13 protein-coding genes are annotated in these 14,635 nt (G+C 53.5%); 3 read left to right on the forward strand and 10 right to left on the reverse strand.

Features of this window, described 5'->3' with window-relative positions; translation table 11 throughout:
• Window positions 1-24: 24 nt before the first annotated feature.
• Entirely contained in the window at window positions 25-1,017 is a 993-nt protein-coding gene (gene xylF / locus RAC60_RS15260; protein WP_039339152.1) for a D-xylose ABC transporter substrate-binding protein, read from the reverse strand.
• Between the two features lie 354 nt (window positions 1,018-1,371).
• Between xylF and xylA the strand changes: the two genes are divergently transcribed.
• Complete coding sequence (gene xylA, locus RAC60_RS15265) at window positions 1,372-2,694, forward strand: xylose isomerase (RefSeq protein WP_375093978.1); 1,323 nt, start codon at window positions 1,372-1,374, stop codon at window positions 2,692-2,694.
• A 17-nt stretch (window positions 2,695-2,711) separates the two neighbouring features.
• Window positions 2,712-4,157, forward strand: a complete 1,446-nt coding sequence (xylB, locus tag RAC60_RS15270; RefSeq protein ID WP_375093979.1) for a xylulokinase — start codon at window positions 2,712-2,714, stop codon at window positions 4,155-4,157.
• 38 nt (window positions 4,158-4,195) lie between these two features.
• Here xylB and RAC60_RS15275 read toward each other — a convergent pair whose 3' ends face one another.
• The 6 genes from RAC60_RS15275 to pstS all read right to left on the reverse strand — a co-directional run bounded on the left by RAC60_RS15275 (window position 4,196) and on the right by pstS (window position 10,097).
• On the reverse strand, window positions 4,196-5,434 hold the full coding sequence (locus RAC60_RS15275; protein WP_110268683.1) for an MFS transporter: 1,239 nt from the start codon (window positions 5,432-5,434) through the stop codon (window positions 4,196-4,198).
• 110 nt (window positions 5,435-5,544) lie between these two features.
• Entirely contained in the window at window positions 5,545-6,282 is a 738-nt protein-coding gene (gene phoU / locus RAC60_RS15280; RefSeq protein ID WP_006121211.1) for a phosphate signaling complex protein PhoU, read from the reverse strand.
• A gap of 17 nt (window positions 6,283-6,299) precedes the next feature.
• Window positions 6,300-7,073, reverse strand: coding sequence for a phosphate ABC transporter ATP-binding protein PstB (gene pstB, locus RAC60_RS15285; protein WP_033737235.1), 774 nt, complete (start codon window positions 7,071-7,073; stop codon window positions 6,300-6,302).
• 44 nt (window positions 7,074-7,117) lie between these two features.
• On the reverse strand, window positions 7,118-8,008 hold the full coding sequence (gene pstA / locus RAC60_RS15290) for a phosphate ABC transporter permease PstA (RefSeq protein WP_033737233.1): 891 nt from the start codon (window positions 8,006-8,008) through the stop codon (window positions 7,118-7,120).
• Entirely contained in the window at window positions 8,005-8,967 is a 963-nt protein-coding gene (gene pstC / locus RAC60_RS15295; RefSeq protein WP_006121208.1) for a phosphate ABC transporter permease PstC, read from the reverse strand. Before pstC ends, pstA begins: the two co-directional genes overlap by 4 nt.
• A gap of 86 nt (window positions 8,968-9,053) precedes the next feature.
• Window positions 9,054-10,097 (reverse strand): phosphate ABC transporter substrate-binding protein PstS, encoded by a 1,044-nt coding sequence (pstS, locus tag RAC60_RS15300; protein ID WP_006121207.1) that lies wholly within the window; start codon window positions 10,095-10,097, stop codon window positions 9,054-9,056.
• Window positions 10,098-10,281: 184 nt separating this feature from the next.
• On the opposite strand from pstS, the gene RAC60_RS15305 reads away from it, so the two are divergent.
• The gene (locus RAC60_RS15305) at window positions 10,282-10,509 is read left to right on the forward strand and encodes a hypothetical protein (protein WP_253275879.1); all 228 of its coding nucleotides are present in this window, start codon (window positions 10,282-10,284) and stop codon (window positions 10,507-10,509) included.
• A gap of 192 nt (window positions 10,510-10,701) precedes the next feature.
• On the opposite strand, the gene glmS is transcribed toward RAC60_RS15305, so the two are convergent.
• The 3 genes from glmS to RAC60_RS15320 form a co-directional block, all read right to left on the reverse strand.
• Window positions 10,702-12,531 (reverse strand): glutamine--fructose-6-phosphate transaminase (isomerizing), encoded by a 1,830-nt coding sequence (gene glmS, locus RAC60_RS15310; protein ID WP_375093980.1) that lies wholly within the window; start codon window positions 12,529-12,531, stop codon window positions 10,702-10,704.
• Window positions 12,532-12,676: 145 nt separating this feature from the next.
• The gene (gene glmU / locus RAC60_RS15315; RefSeq protein WP_172913541.1) at window positions 12,677-14,047 is read right to left on the reverse strand and encodes a bifunctional UDP-N-acetylglucosamine diphosphorylase/glucosamine-1-phosphate N-acetyltransferase GlmU; all 1,371 of its coding nucleotides are present in this window, start codon (window positions 14,045-14,047) and stop codon (window positions 12,677-12,679) included.
• Between the two features lie 161 nt (window positions 14,048-14,208).
• Complete coding sequence (locus RAC60_RS15320) at window positions 14,209-14,628, reverse strand: F0F1 ATP synthase subunit epsilon (protein WP_013023936.1); 420 nt, start codon at window positions 14,626-14,628, stop codon at window positions 14,209-14,211.
• Between the last annotated feature and the right edge of the window lie 7 nt (window positions 14,629-14,635).

Consider the following 14,635-nt stretch of genomic DNA (forward strand, 5'->3'; position numbering starts at 1 on the left):
GTCTTCTCCTTCGCAGGATGGCGATCAGAGTTCACTCTTCTTGTGGAAACCGTCTTTCACCACGGTACTGTCGATATTGTCTTTGTTGACCTCGATGGGTGTCAGCAGGCGCGACGGCACGTCTTTCAGGCCGTTGTTGAGTTTGGCATTGCTGGCTGGCGTCTGACCGTTGCCCAGCTCGACGGCGACATTAGCTGCTTCAGTCGCCAGTTCTTTAATCGGTTTGTACACCGTCATGGTTTGCGTGCCATTCATGATACGTTTGATGGCGGCCAGATCGGCATCCTGCCCGGAGATGGCGACCTTACCGGCCAGCCCCTGCGCGCTGAGCGCCTGGATCGCTCCCCCCGCGGTAGCATCGTTTGAGGCCACAACGGCATCGATGTGGTTTTTATTGGCGGTCAGGGCGTTTTCCATGATTTTCAGTGCATTTTCCGGCAGCCAGGCATCAACCCACTGATCACCGACAACTTTTATGCTGCCATTATCAATAGAGGGTTTTAACACCTTCATCTGCCCTTCGCGGAACAGGCGGGCGTTATTATCGACAGGCGATCCGCCCATCAGGAAGTAATTGCCTTTGGGCACTTTTTTCACCAGGCTTTCGGCCTGCATTTCGCCGACTTTTTCATTATCAAACGAAATATAGAAATCGATATCGGCATTATTAATCATGCGATCATAGGCCAGAACTTTAATGCCTTCGCGTTTCGCTTCTGCCACGACGTTACTTAATACCTGACCGTTGTAGGGAATAATAACCAGCACATCCACGCCGCGGTTAATCATATTTTCGATTTGCGACATTTGCGTTTCTTCATTGCCATTGGCAGACTGCACGAAGACTTTCGCGCCCTTTGCTTCCGCCTGTTTAACGAAGATATCGCGGTCTTTTTGCCAGCGTTCCAGACGTAAATCGTCAATGGCCATGCCGATTTTGACTTCTTTTGCCAGACTGGCCTGACTGAACAGCGTAAGCGCCGCAAGCGCAGCGAGTAATGCGGGTTTCATTTTCATCATGGTCATCCTGTAGGGAACGGTTATTGTCGTTGTAAGGCTATGAACCAGGCGGATGAATTGTTCACCTTATTTTTACCTGCCAGCAATTACTGATTTTTATCCGGCTATTACGTTTTTTGGTTTATTTCTGAATTTTTGAGCGCGATCCAAATTTTAACATTTTCAGACTCGCCGTTACCGCAAACTGCACAGCATGAGGTCATCTCATTGTCATATTTTTTTGCGAGCAAGCGCACAATAAATAATTCTCTTACTGCCTGTGTGAAATATCGTAATTGAGTGGTCAGAAAGCGGATACGCACAATATGGCTTCTGGGTAACCCATTCGGGACCACTGTTAAGGAGCAAACCATGCACGCTTATTTTGACCAGCTTGATCGCGTTCGCTACGAAGGCGCAAAAACCAGTAATCCTCTGGCCTTCCGCCACTACAACCCTGACGAAGTCATCCTGGGGAAAACCATGGCTGAGCATCTGCGCTTCGCCGCCTGTTACTGGCACACCTTCTGCTGGAATGGCGCGGACATGTTTGGTGTCGGCGCTTTTGATCGTCCATGGCAAAAAGCGGGCGATGCGCTGGCGCTGGCCAAACTGAAAGCGGACGTTGCCTTTGAGTTTTTCCACAAGCTGAACGTGCCTTACTACTGCTTCCACGATGTGGACGTCTCACCTGAAGGTGACTCCATAAAAAGCTATCGCGAAAACCTGGCGGTAATGACCGATACGTTGCAGGCGAAACAGCAGGAAACGGGCTTAAAACTACTCTGGGGCACCGCTAACTGCTTTACACATCCGCGCTACGGTGCGGGTGCCGCCACCAATCCGGATCCGGAAGTGTTTTCCTGGGCCGCCAGTCAGGTGTGCAGTGCAATGAAAGCGACCCAAACGCTGGGGGGCGAAAACTACGTACTGTGGGGCGGACGCGAAGGCTATGAAACGCTGTTAAATACCGACCTGCGCCAGGAGCGCGAGCAGATTGGCCGCTTTATGCAGATGGTCGTTGAACATAAGCACAAAATCGGCTTCCAGGGCACGGTCCTGATTGAACCCAAACCGCAGGAGCCGACCAAACATCAGTACGATTATGACGTTGCGACGGTTTATGGCTTCCTGAAGCAGTTTGGCCTGGAAAAAGAGATTAAGGTAAATGTGGAAGCCAACCATGCCACGCTGGCGGGTCACTCATTCCATCACGAAATAGCGACGGCGATTGCGCTGGGTGTATTTGGTTCGGTCGATGCCAATCGGGGTGATGCCCAGTGTGGCTGGGACACCGATCAGTTCCCGGTCAGCGTGGAAGAGAACGCGCTGGTGATGTATGAAATTATCAAAGCAGGCGGCTTTACCACAGGCGGCTTAAACTTTGATGCCAAAGTACGTCGGCAGAGCACCGACAAGTACGATCTGTTCTATGGACACATCGGAGCCATGGACACGATGGCACTGGCGTTGAAAGTGGCGGCGCGTATGCTGTCTGACGGTGAGCTTGATCAGCGCGTGGCACAGCGCTACAGCGGCTGGAACGGGGAGTTTGGTCAGCAGATTTTGAAAGGTGAGTTTTCACTGGAAACGCTCGCGGCCCATGCGCACCAGCAGCAGTTCAATCCGCAACATCGCAGCGGTCGCCAGGAGCAACTGGAAAACCTGGTGAATCATTACCTCTATGACTTCTAATCCGTAAGGAGCGCGACATGGTAATCGGGATCGATATCGGCACATCCGGCGTAAAAGTCGTGTTGCTGGATGTGCAAGGGCAGGTGGCGGCGGTGGAAACGGCCCCACTAACGGTTTCCCGCCCGCATCCGTTATGGAGCGAGCAAGATCCCGAAAGCTGGTGGCAGGCCACGGATAAGGCAATGCAGGCACTGGCACAACGGCACGACCTGAGCACGGTGAAAGCTGTGGGCCTGACAGGACAGATGCACGGCGCGACCTTGCTGGACGCGCAGCATAGGGTGCTGCGTCCCGCCATTCTCTGGAACGACGGACGCAGCGGCGATCAGTGCCGTGAACTGGAGCAGCGGGTACCTGACTCTCGGCGCATCACCGGTAACCTGATGATGCCAGGTTTTACCGCGCCCAAACTATTATGGGTGCAACAGCACGAACCAGACATTTTTGCCCGGATTGCCAGGGTGCTTCTGCCTAAAGATTACCTGCGCTGGCGCCTGAGCGGCGAGTTTGCCAGCGACATGTCTGATGCAGCCGGAACCATGTGGCTGGATGTGGAAAAGCGTGACTGGAGTGAGGAGATGCTCGCGGCCTGCGGGCTGGATCACAGCCAGATGCCAGCCCTGTTCGAAGGCAACCAGATTACCGGTACTTTATCAGCCGCGATCGCGCAGCGCTGGTCGCTGCCGCAGGTGCCGATCGTGGCGGGCGGTGGCGATAACGCGGCAGGCGCGGTCGGCGTCGGCATGGTCGCGCCGGGGCAAGGGATGTTGTCACTCGGTACCTCCGGCGTGTACTTCGTGGTCAGCGAAGGCTATCTCAGCAATCCCGAGCAGGCGGTACACAGCTTTTGTCATGCGCTGCCGCAGCGCTGGCACCTGATGTCGGTAATGCTGAGCGCCGCTTCCTGCCTGGACTGGGCAGCGTCACTGACGGGCTGCGATGATGTCCCGCACCTGTTAGCCGAAGCGGAACGTGCAAAAGACGATGCGCCCCCCTTGTGGTTTTTGCCTTATCTTTCCGGTGAACGCACACCGCATAATAATCCGCATGCCTGCGGCAGCTTCTTTGGGTTTACCCACCAGCATGGGCGACCCGAGCTGGCGCGCGCCGTGCTGGAAGGCGTCGGTTTTGCGCTGGCGGATGGCATGGATGTGGTTCACGACTGCGGCGTAACACCCGAAAGCATCATGCTGATTGGCGGTGGAGCACGAAGTCGCTACTGGCGGCAGATGCTGGCAGATATCAGCGGACAAACACTGGACTACTGCGAAGGTGGCGATGTCGGCCCGGCGCTGGGTGCCGCCCGACTGGCGCAGATGGCAATAGATAACAATCTGACCATTCCGGCCCTGAAGCAGGTGCAGCGCCATGAGCCAGATCCGGCTCGTCATGCACATTATCAGCCGAGACGTGAGACGTTCAGTCGGTTGTATCAGCAGTTGCTGCCGCTGATGAATCAGTAATTCAGAAAAAAGGGGCAACAGGGTTGCCCCTTTTTCTTTTAACCAATCGCCCCCAGCGCATCGTCCTGGCTTTGCTTTTTCGGCAGCAGGAACAGCGTTGCTGCAATATCCAGCAGGTAGATCAGGGCCAGTAGCGTGATAGCAGCCACGAAGGAGAATTTACCCGCCAGCAGCCCGATTACCAACGGACCCAATCCACCGACGCCGCGCCCCAGATTAAACAATACGTTCTGCGCGGTCGCACGAACCTGCGGCGGAAAGGTATCTGAGATCAATGCGCCATAGCCGCCAATCATACCGTTGACGAACAGGCCCATCAGCGCACCGGTAAACAGCATCACGGTCGGATCGCGCAGTTGCGCATAAACCACAACCATCACGACCGCACCGAACTGGTAAAGCAGGAAGATTTTCCAGCGCGCAAAGCGATCGGCCAGCACGCCAAACAGCCAGATGCCAAAGGTCATGCCCACCACGGTTACTGCCGTCCAGACGCCGGATTTGGTCAGACTGAAACCGAAGTTAGAGGACAGGTAGCTGGGCATCCAGATCATCAGGCCGTAATAACCGAAGTTCTGAACGGAACAGAGAATAAAGATCCCCAAGCTGGCTTTGCTGGTGGCACGGTCTTTAAACAGCAGTTTCAGTCGGGCGGGAAAGGACAGCGAGGGAACATGTTTAATTTGACGGGTGAAGCTCTCGGGTTCGCCCATGCTGCGGCGAATAACAAATGACACCAGCGCGGGCAGTAATCCCACCAGGAACATGCCGCGCCAGCCAATCACACTCAGTAAAGGCGGGGTGATAAATGCCGCCAGCAGTACGCCGAGTTGCCAGCCGATGCCGACCCAGGCCGAGGCGCGGTTGCGCTTTTCTGCCGGCCAGGCTTCTGCAATCAGCGCCATGCCGATGCCAAACTCACCGCCCAGTCCCATGCCCGCCAGCGTACGGTACGCCAGCAGATCCCAGTAACCCTGCGCCACTGCACACAATCCGGTAAAGACAGAGAACATCAGTATCGTGATGGTTAACACACGAATGCGCCCATAGCGATCGCTGAGGTGGCCAAACACAATGCCGCCGATGACCGCGCCGATCAGCGTCCAGGTCACCAGTGAACCAGCCTGTGACGGATCCAGTGCCAGCGACAGGCTGATAGCGGGCAGCATAAACCCGAGAATCAGCAGATCGAATCCGTCCATGGCATAACCGCTGACGGCAGCCAGCATCGCTTTCGCAGGCGTAATGCTCTGCTTAACAGGGAAAGAAGAGGACATGAGTGCGCACCCGTTGGTTAAAAAACTGGCGCAAGTATAAAGAGCTAAGAGGATGGGGTCTATGCAGAATAGCCGGAGCCGTGCGCCTTATGGCGCACGGTTGCGCGAGATCAAGACGGTTTGTTGCTACCGTCGTCGTCACCGGATAACAGCGCGTCCAGCCTGTCGCCGCCCACGTGACGGAAATCCTGACCTTTCACGAAGTAGAAAATGATTTCGCAGATATTCTGGCAGCGGTCACCGATACGTTCGATGGCGCGGGCGCAAAACAGCGCCGTCAGAACGCTGGGAATCGTCCGAGGATCTTCCATCATGTAAGTCATCAGCTGACGCACAATGCCTTCGTACTCTTTATCCACTTTCTTGTCTTCGCGGTAGATCTGCACGGCTTCGTTAAGATCCATGCGCGCAAAGGCATCCAGCACATCATGCAGCATCTGCACAGTATGACGGCCCAGCGATTCCAGGCTGACCAGCAGCGGCAGATGTTGCTGGCCAAACTTCTCCAGCGCAGTGCGGCTGATTTTCTCGGCAACATCGCCGATGCGTTCCAGTTCGGAGATGGTTTTGATAATCGCCATGACCAGACGTAAATCGATAGCGGTCGGCTGACGTTTGGCGATGATGCGCACACAGGCTTCATCAATCTCCACTTCCATCATGTTGACCTTCTGGTCGCCATCAATGACGCGCTGGGCCAGTTCGCCGTCCAGATTATGCATGGCGGTAATGGCATCGGTCAGCTGCTGCTCAACCATGCCGCCCATGATCATCACCTGCGTGCGGATGTGCTCCAGCTCAGCGTTAAACTGACCGGAGATGTGTTTATTCAGATTTAAACTGTCCATGGCGATCTCCTGTCTAATCAGCCGTAGCGACCTGTAATGTAGTCTTCCGTTTGTTTCTGTGCCGGCTTGGTGAACAGCGTGTCGGTGTCGCTGAATTCAATCAGTTCGCCCAGATACATAAACGCCGTGTGGTCGGAACAACGTGCCGCCTGCTGCATGTTGTGTGTCACGATCACGACGGTGTAATCCTGCTTCAGTTCAGTAATGAGTTCTTCGATACGGCCGGTAGAAATGGGATCCAGCGCTGAACAGGGCTCATCCAGCAGCAGGACTTCCGGACGAATGGCGATACCGCGCGCAATACACAGACGCTGCTGCTGGCCGCCTGACAGACTGTAGCCACTCTGATGCAGCTTGTCTTTGGTTTCAGTCCACAGGGCTGCCTTGGTAAGCGCCCACTGCACACGCTCGTCCATATCGGCGCGAGACAGCTTTTCAAACAAGCGCACGCCAAAGGCGATATTGTCATAAATCGACATCGGGAAAGGCGTCGGCTTCTGGAACACCATGCCAACCCGGGCGCGCAGCAGGGCGATATCCTGGTTGGACGCCAGAATGTTGTCACCGTCCAGCAGAATATCCCCTTCCGCGCGCTGCTCGGGATAGAGCGAATACATTTTATTGAAGGTTCGCAGCAAAGTGGATTTACCACAGCCTGAAGGGCCGATAAAGGCCGTCACCTGATTCTTCGCAATATCCAGGTTGATGTTCTTCAGAGCGTGAAACTTGCCGTAATAAAAATTCAGATTACGGACCTGAATCTTACCCGCTGATGCAGTCGCAGTACTCATTGCTTTTCTCTCTTATACGACACCGCACAGGGCCGTGTCAGTCGTTAACCGTGTTTACCCTTGGCGAATACCACGCGTGCTACGATATTTAACAGCAACACACAGAGGGTAATAATCAGTACGCCCGCCCAGGCCAGACTTTGCCACTCGGCGAACGGACTCATCGCAAATTTAAAGATGGTGACCGGAAGGTTTGCCAGCGGCTGCATCATGTCGGTGCTCCAGAACTGGTTCGACAGCGCAGTAAACAGCAGCGGCGCGGTTTCGCCCGCGATGCGCGCTACCGCCAGCAGCACACCCGTAATAATCCCGGATACGGACGCTTTCAGCGTAATGGCGGAAATCATCTTCCATTTCGGCGTACCCAGCGCATAGGCTGCTTCGCGCATGCTGTCAGGTACCAGTCGTAACATGTTTTCCGTCGTGCGAATCACTATTGGAATCTGTAACAACGCCAGCGCTATCACACCTGCCCAGCCTGAGAAGTGGTGCATCTGCGCCACGACAATGGTGTAGACAAACAGGCCCACAACAATCGATGGGGCAGACAGCAGGATGTCGTTAATGAAACGAATCACTTCCGCCAGTAAAGACTTACGACCATATTCTGCCAGATACACACCCGCCAGAATGCCCAGTGGCGTGCCAATGAATGTCGACCATAAAATCAGTAAACCGCTACCTACCAGCGCATTGGCTAATCCGCCTCCCGCCGTGTTTGGCGGCGGTGTGGACTCGGTAAACAGCGACCATGAAAGCCCGTCAATGCCGCGGCTCACGGTGGTAAACAAAATCCAGACCAGCCAGAATAAGCCAAATGCCATCGTCAGCAAGGACAGCGTTAAGGCGATTTTGTTCTTGGTGCTACGCCACGACTGCATTTTGCGACGTGACGCTTCCAGTTCGGCCCGAGCCTGTACTTCCATTGTTGTCATGATCGCGCTCCTTCACTTTTTGCCAGACGCATAATCATTAACTTGGAAATCGCCAGCACAATAAAGGTGATAACAAACAGAATCAGGCCCAGTTCCATCAGTGCCGCTACGTGAACACCCGATTCGGCTTCAGCAAACTCATTCGCCAGTGCCGAGGTGATACTGTTGCCTGGCATAAACAGTGAGGCACTGTCGAGCTGGTAGGTGTTACCGATAATAAAGGTGACCGCCATGGTTTCGCCCAGCGCACGTCCCAGGCCCAGCATGATGCCGCCGATGACGCCGTTTTTAGTAAACGGCAACACGATGCGCCAGATCACTTCCCACGTTGTACAGCCGATCCCATAGGCTGACTCTTTCATCATCACCGGCGTCTGCTCAAACACGTCGCGCATGACTGAAGCAATATAGGGAATGATCATGATGGCCAGAATCACACCTGCGGCCAGAATACCGATACCAAACGCCGGACCGGAGAACAGAGCGCCAATAATCGGAATGCCCGAGAGGACATCACCAACGGGCGTCTGGAAATATTCTGCGAACAGCGGAGCAAAGATAAATAAGCCCCACATACCATAAACAATACTCGGAATCGCAGCGAGCAGCTCAATTGCGGTTCCCAGTGGACGTCGTAACCAGCCTGGTGAGAGTTCGGTCAGAAAAAGAGCAATACCGAAACTGACCGGTACCGCAATAATCAACGCAATGATTGAGGTGACAAGTGTGCCGTAAATCGGCACCAGTGCACCGAATTGTTCGTTAGGGGCGTCCCAGGTTTTGGTCCACAAAAACGCGAAACCAAATTTCTGTATGCTTGGCCAGGAAGAGAAGATCAGGGAGACGATAATGCCGCCCATAAGCAACAGAACAATCAGCGCAGAGAGTTTTACCAGCGCGCCAAAAATTCGGTCACCTTGCTTACCTGGGGCTTTGAATGCCGACTTCGTTGCAGCCATAGAAGTCTTCGTCCTCAGAAGTTATCAGGGCGGCAGACGCCGCCCTTGAAGGCTGACCAGCACGCAGGCTGGTCAGGGTCATTCACTTACTTATAAAGCGCTTTACCAGAACTGTCTTTGATATTGGCTTTCCAGGCAGCACGGATCTGCTGAACCACGCTCTCCGGCAGGGTGGCATAATCCAGCGCATTGGCCGTTTTACCGCCATCTTTGTAGGCCCAGTCAAAGAACTTCAGGACTTCGGCACCTTTCGCCGCATTAGTCTGATCTTTGTAAATCAGGATAAAGGTGGTTGAGGTGATCGGCCATGCATCATTGCCTTTCTGGAAGGTCAGATCCTGAGCAAACGATTTGCTCCAGTCTGCGCCTTTCGCGGCATTAGAGAAGCTGGTTTCGCTTGGCGCAACCGCTTTGCCGTCCGCATCCATCAGTTTGGTATAGGTCAGGTTATTCTGTTTGGCATACGCGTACTCAACGTAACCAATAGAACCTGGCAGACGCTGTACAAACGCTGCCACGCCATCGTTACCTTTACCGCCCAGACCGGTTGGCCAGTTAACGGTGTTGCCTTTACCAATTTTGCTGTTCCACTCTTCGTTCACTTTCGCCAGGTAGCTGGTGAAAACGAAAGAGGTACCTGAACCATCCGCGCGACGCACCACGTTGATGTTGGTATCGGGCAGTTTCACGCCTGGGTTCAGTTTAACAATCGCAGGATCGTTCCACTTTTTGATGTTACCCAGATAGATGTCGCCAACGGTTTTACCGTCCAGCGTCAGCTGACCAGATTTGATGCCTGGCAGGTTAACCGCCAGCACCACGCCACCGATTACGGTAGGGAACTGGAACAGACCATATTTCTGCAGATCTTCGTCTTTCATAGGCGCATCGGAGGCACCGAAATCAACGGTTTTGGCGATAATTTGTTTTACACCGCCAGATGAACCAATGCCCTGATAGTTGATTTTGCTACCGGTGGCTTGCTGATACTCTGCTGCCCACTTGGCATAAACCGGCGCCGGGAATGTACCGCCAGCACCGGTCAGATCGGTGGCTGCAAATGCAGAAACCGCACTAACGGCAAGAGAGGCGGCGAGGATTCGGGCTACGGTGCTACGCATCAGTGTCATGTTCCCTCCAGGGGAGAAAAGTCAGGCTAAGTGCCTTTTTAGTAAGAGTCAGTGATTGCTGCAGGAGGGAAAATAGGACAGTTTAGTGACAGAAAAATGTAGTTAATATTACAGTTATATGACAGGCACAATTATTGCTCATTTCATAAGACTCCTCTCGAAAAGGACATGTTCGATGAGATTTATGAAGAAGCTTCTGGTGTGCAATGTCGTCCTGCTCTGTACGCTGGCAGGCTTAAAGGCGGATGATACGACACCCACGATTCATTTAGATAAATTTTATACCGCAGCTAATAACAAAGGCGCTCTGGCTATATTGGGTTATTACGGCGCCGTTAAACAATCATCCGTCGATGTTGAAGGTGTTATTGCAATGAAAGATAAGATTAAAGACTTAACAAAAACGCTATAAAATCAGGCAAATATCCTCAGTCAACTCGCCAAAAGCTAAGCAACAATGAGGATACGATCAATAACCTGCAGCGTTCACTCGATGAGGCTAACCGCAAAATCAGCGATCAACAGCGTGCACTGGAGCAATGCAGTAGCAAGATCAAATAAATGAAACGCGTGAATCCCGTCGGGGATTCACGCATAAGATGCATTACTCGACCGTTACCGATTTCGCCAGGTTACGCGGCTGATCCACATCGGTGCCTTTGATCAGGGCCACATGATAGGAGAGCAGCTGGAGCGGCACGGTATAGAAGATAGGCGCAATGGCCTCTTCGACGTGCGGCAGAGGAATGATTTTCATTCCTTCGCTGTCACTGAAACCGGCATCCTGATCGGCAAACACGTACAGCAGACCGCCACGTGCGCGTACTTCTTCGATATTCGATTTCAGCTTCTCTAACAGTTCATTGTTCGGTGCCACCACAATGACCGGCATATCGGCATCGATCAACGCCAGCGGACCGTGCTTGAGTTCCCCTGCCGCATAGGCTTCCGCATGAATATACGAGATCTCCTTCAGCTTGAGCGCCCCTTCCATCGCGATAGGGTACTGATCACCACGGCCAAGGAACAGGGCATGGTGCTTATCAGAGAAATCTTCGGCCAGGTTTTCAATCAGCTTGTCCTGCGCCAGCATTTGCTCAATGCGGCTTGGCAGAGCCTGCAGACCATGCACAATTTCGTGCTCTTTTTCTGCGGACATGCCGTTCAGGCGACCGAGTTTTGCCACCAGCATCAGCAGTACGGTCAGTTGAGTGGTAAAGGCCTTTGTAGAGGCTACACCAATCTCCGTACCCGCTTTGGTCATCAGCGCCAGATCGGATTCACGTACCAGCGACGAACCCGCGACGTTACAGATAGCCAGCGATCCCAGGTACCCCAGCTCTTTCGACAGGCGCAGCGCGGCCAGCGTATCCGCCGTTTCCCCCGACTGAGACAGGGTAATCAGCAGGCTGTTTTTACGTACCGCCGATTTGCGGTAGCGGAATTCGGACGCAATCTCGACATCACAAGGGAGGTTTGCCAGCGCCTCGAACCAGTAACGCGAGACCATGCCAGAGTTGTAAGAAGTGCCACAGGCGATGATCTGGATGTGCTCAACCTTGCTGAGCAGCGCTTCTGCATTCGGCCCCAGTTCGCTGAGATCGACTGCACCGTGATTAAAACGCCCCGTTAAGGTGTTTTTAATCGCATTTGGCTGCTCATAGATCTCTTTTTGCATGTAATGGCGATAGATACCTTTATCACCGGCATCGTACTGTACGCTGGATTCGATCTCGGCGCGGCGCACGGTATTACCCGCACGATCGACGATCGTGACATCGCGACGGCTGATTTCAGCGATATCGCCCTCTTCCAGATAAATAAAGCGGCGAGTGACCGGCAACAGTGCCAGTTGGTCAGAAGCAATGAAATTTTCACCCACACCACGGCCGATGACCAGTGGGCTGCCTGAACGGGCGGCCACCAGACACGATGGATCGCGACTGTCCATGATCACCATGCCATAGGCACCGCGTAGTTGGGGAATCACACGCTGCACGACTTCACGCAGCGAACCGCCCTTTTTCTGCTCCAGATGAACCAGATGCGCTACCACTTCGGTATCGGTTTCTGAGCTGAAATGGTAACCCTGCGCAATCAGCGCTTCACGAAGCGGCTCATGGTTTTCGATAATACCGTTGTGCACTATAACGATATGCTCAGAAACGTGCGGATGCGCATTGGCCTCTGAGGGTTCGCCATGGGTTGCCCAGCGCGTATGCGCGATACCGGTTCCGCCGTTCAGAGGTTGTTCTTCCGCTGCGGCAGCCAGCATCTGAACTTTGCCCAGACGACGCAAACGGGTAACATGACCTTGCTGATCGACGACGGCCAGACCGGCTGAGTCATAACCGCGGTATTCCAGGCGGCGTAAACCTTCTAACAAAATTTCTGCGATATCACGTTGTGCTACTGCACCAACAATTCCACACATAAGTTATTTCCTGACTTCATGGCTGTTTGCCATTGCGTTGTCATATGACCTGATAGTCCGGCATTGCCGGTTCCCCGAGCCTTGTAGAGAGTGGGGATTATAGTTTTGGTACTGCAAGCGGCCCGTTTAGCCCGGGCCGTAAAAATTATTTTTTCTTCTGCGGGCGCTGCCAGCCGGCTTTGTGATTCTGCTCTTTACGGTTATAGACCAGATCGGCAGTGGAAATGTCTTTCATCACCGTTGTTCCGGCGGCAATCGTTGCGCCTGCCGCCACACTCACCGGGGCGACCAGTTGCGTATCCGAGCCAACAAATACATTGTCACCAATAACGGTTTTGAATTTATTTGCGCCATCGTAATTGCAGGTAATCGTCCCTGCACCGATATTCACATTGGCACCGATCTCCGCATCACCCAGATAAGACAGGTGACCTGCTTTAGAGCCTTTCCCGAGTCGGGCTTTTTTCATTTCAACGAAATTGCCGACGTGGGCGGCCTGGGCCAGTTCACTGCCGGGACGTAAACGCGCGAACGGGCCGACCGTACAGTCAGTGGCCAGATTCGCATCCTCGATCACCGAATAGGGGCTAATCTCGCAATCATCGCTGATGACGCTGTTTTTAATGACGCAGCCCGCACCAATTTTGACCCGATTGCCCAGCGTTACCTGGCCTTCAATAATGACATTGACGTCGATCTCAACGTCCCGACCATGCTGCAGCGTGCCGCGCAGGTCGAAGCGTGCCGGATCGCGTAGCATAACGCCCGCAAGCAGCAGTTTTTCTGCCTGCTCCTGCTGGTAAGTGCGCTCGAGAGTTGCCAGTTGCAGACGGTTGTTTACGCCATCGGTTTCGCTATTGCGTGCCGGGTGTACCGCATTGATGACCCGACCTTCCTGATGCGCCAGGGCAATGATGTCGGTAATGTAATATTCACCCTGAGCATTATTATTGGTAAGTTTTGCCAGCCAGCGTTTTAGATCACCACCGTTAGCGATCAGGATGCCAGTATTGATTTCATTAATGGCCAGTTGCACAGGGCTGGCATCTTTCTGCTCAATAATGCCGACGATGGTGCCATTTTCACGCACGATGCGGCCGTAGCCCGTAGGGTTATCCAGTACGACGGTTAACAGTCCAATCCCGCCTTCCGGCTTCGCGTCGCGCAGACGTTGTAATGTCTCTTCAGAAATCAGCGGAACATCACCATAAAGCATCATGATGTCTTCGTCGTCTGCAAAGTGCGGAGCTGCCTGCTGCATGGCATGCCCGGTACCGAGTTGTTCTGCCTGCAACACCCAGTTAACGGCACTGTCGGTTAACGTGGCTTTGAGCTGGTCACCGCCGTGTCCGTAAACCAGATGAACCTGTTGCGCACCCAGCCCTTTTGCGGCATCAATGACGTGCTGAACCATCGGTTTACCTGCCAGCGTATGCAAGACTTTTGGCAGATCGGAATACATACGGGTGCCCTTGCCAGCCGCAAGAATCACCACACTCATCGCACTGTTAGACATATCTATCCTGACTGATTTTTGACTGAGGAACGTTAAACGATTTAGCCCTGAGATTACTACATTTTTCTCGTTCCGAAATTAGCTATTATCCCGCTATCCGGGCTTCAGATAAAAAAAATGCCAGCCCAATGGGCTGGCATTTCGTGACGCATAAAGCCGGATTACATCGCTTTTTTGGTCAGCTCGATCACGCGCAGTTTGGCAATGGCTTTCGCCAGTTCTGCAGAAGCCTGAGCATAGTCCACGTCGCCGTGGCTGCTGTTCATATGCTCTTCTGCTTTACGTTTTGCTTCCAGGGCACGCGCTTCGTCCAGATCGGTACCGCGAATAGCGGTATCGGCCAGAACGGTAGTGCTGCCAGGCTGCACTTCCAGCACGCCGCCAGAGAGGTAAATAAACTCCTCTTCGCCGTGCTGTTTCACGATACGGATCATTCCAGGCTTAATGGCAGTCAGCAGCGGGGCGTGGCCAGGGAAAATCCCCAGTTCACCTTCGCTACCTGACACCTGAATTTTCTGTACCAGACCAGAGAACAGTTGGCTCTCTGCACTGACAACATCCAGGTGATAAGTCATAGCCATAATTTTC

The sequence above is a fragment of the Pantoea sp. BR_17 genome, assembly GCF_041955125.1.
Classification (GTDB): domain Bacteria; phylum Pseudomonadota; class Gammaproteobacteria; order Enterobacterales; family Enterobacteriaceae; genus Pantoea; species Pantoea stewartii.

Excerpts from the sequence above, each read along its gene's own strand:
- xylF (WP_039339152.1), bottom strand. The coding sequence starts at position 1,017 with ATGAAAATGAAACCCGCATTACTCGCTGCGCTTGCGGCGCTTACGCTG.
- xylA (WP_375093978.1), top strand. The coding sequence starts at position 1,372 with ATGCACGCTTATTTTGACCAGCTTGATCGCGTTCGCTACGAAGGCGCA.
- xylB (WP_375093979.1), top strand. The coding sequence starts at position 2,712 with ATGGTAATCGGGATCGATATCGGCACATCCGGCGTAAAAGTCGTGTTG.
- RAC60_RS15275 (WP_110268683.1), bottom strand. The coding sequence starts at position 5,434 with ATGTCCTCTTCTTTCCCTGTTAAGCAGAGCATTACGCCTGCGAAAGCG.
- phoU (WP_006121211.1), bottom strand. The coding sequence starts at position 6,282 with ATGGACAGTTTAAATCTGAATAAACACATCTCCGGTCAGTTTAACGCT.
- pstB (WP_033737235.1), bottom strand. The coding sequence starts at position 7,073 with ATGAGTACTGCGACTGCATCAGCGGGTAAGATTCAGGTCCGTAATCTG.
- pstA (WP_033737233.1), bottom strand. The coding sequence starts at position 8,008 with ATGACAACAATGGAAGTACAGGCTCGGGCCGAACTGGAAGCGTCACGT.
- pstC (WP_006121208.1), bottom strand. The coding sequence starts at position 8,967 with ATGGCTGCAACGAAGTCGGCATTCAAAGCCCCAGGTAAGCAAGGTGAC.
- pstS (WP_006121207.1), bottom strand. The coding sequence starts at position 10,097 with ATGACACTGATGCGTAGCACCGTAGCCCGAATCCTCGCCGCCTCTCTT.
- RAC60_RS15305 (WP_253275879.1), top strand. The coding sequence starts at position 10,282 with ATGAAGAAGCTTCTGGTGTGCAATGTCGTCCTGCTCTGTACGCTGGCA.
- glmS (WP_375093980.1), bottom strand. The coding sequence starts at position 12,531 with ATGTGTGGAATTGTTGGTGCAGTAGCACAACGTGATATCGCAGAAATT.
- glmU (WP_172913541.1), bottom strand. The coding sequence starts at position 14,047 with ATGTCTAACAGTGCGATGAGTGTGGTGATTCTTGCGGCTGGCAAGGGC.
- RAC60_RS15320 (WP_013023936.1), bottom strand. The coding sequence starts at position 14,628 with ATGGCTATGACTTATCACCTGGATGTTGTCAGTGCAGAGAGCCAACTG.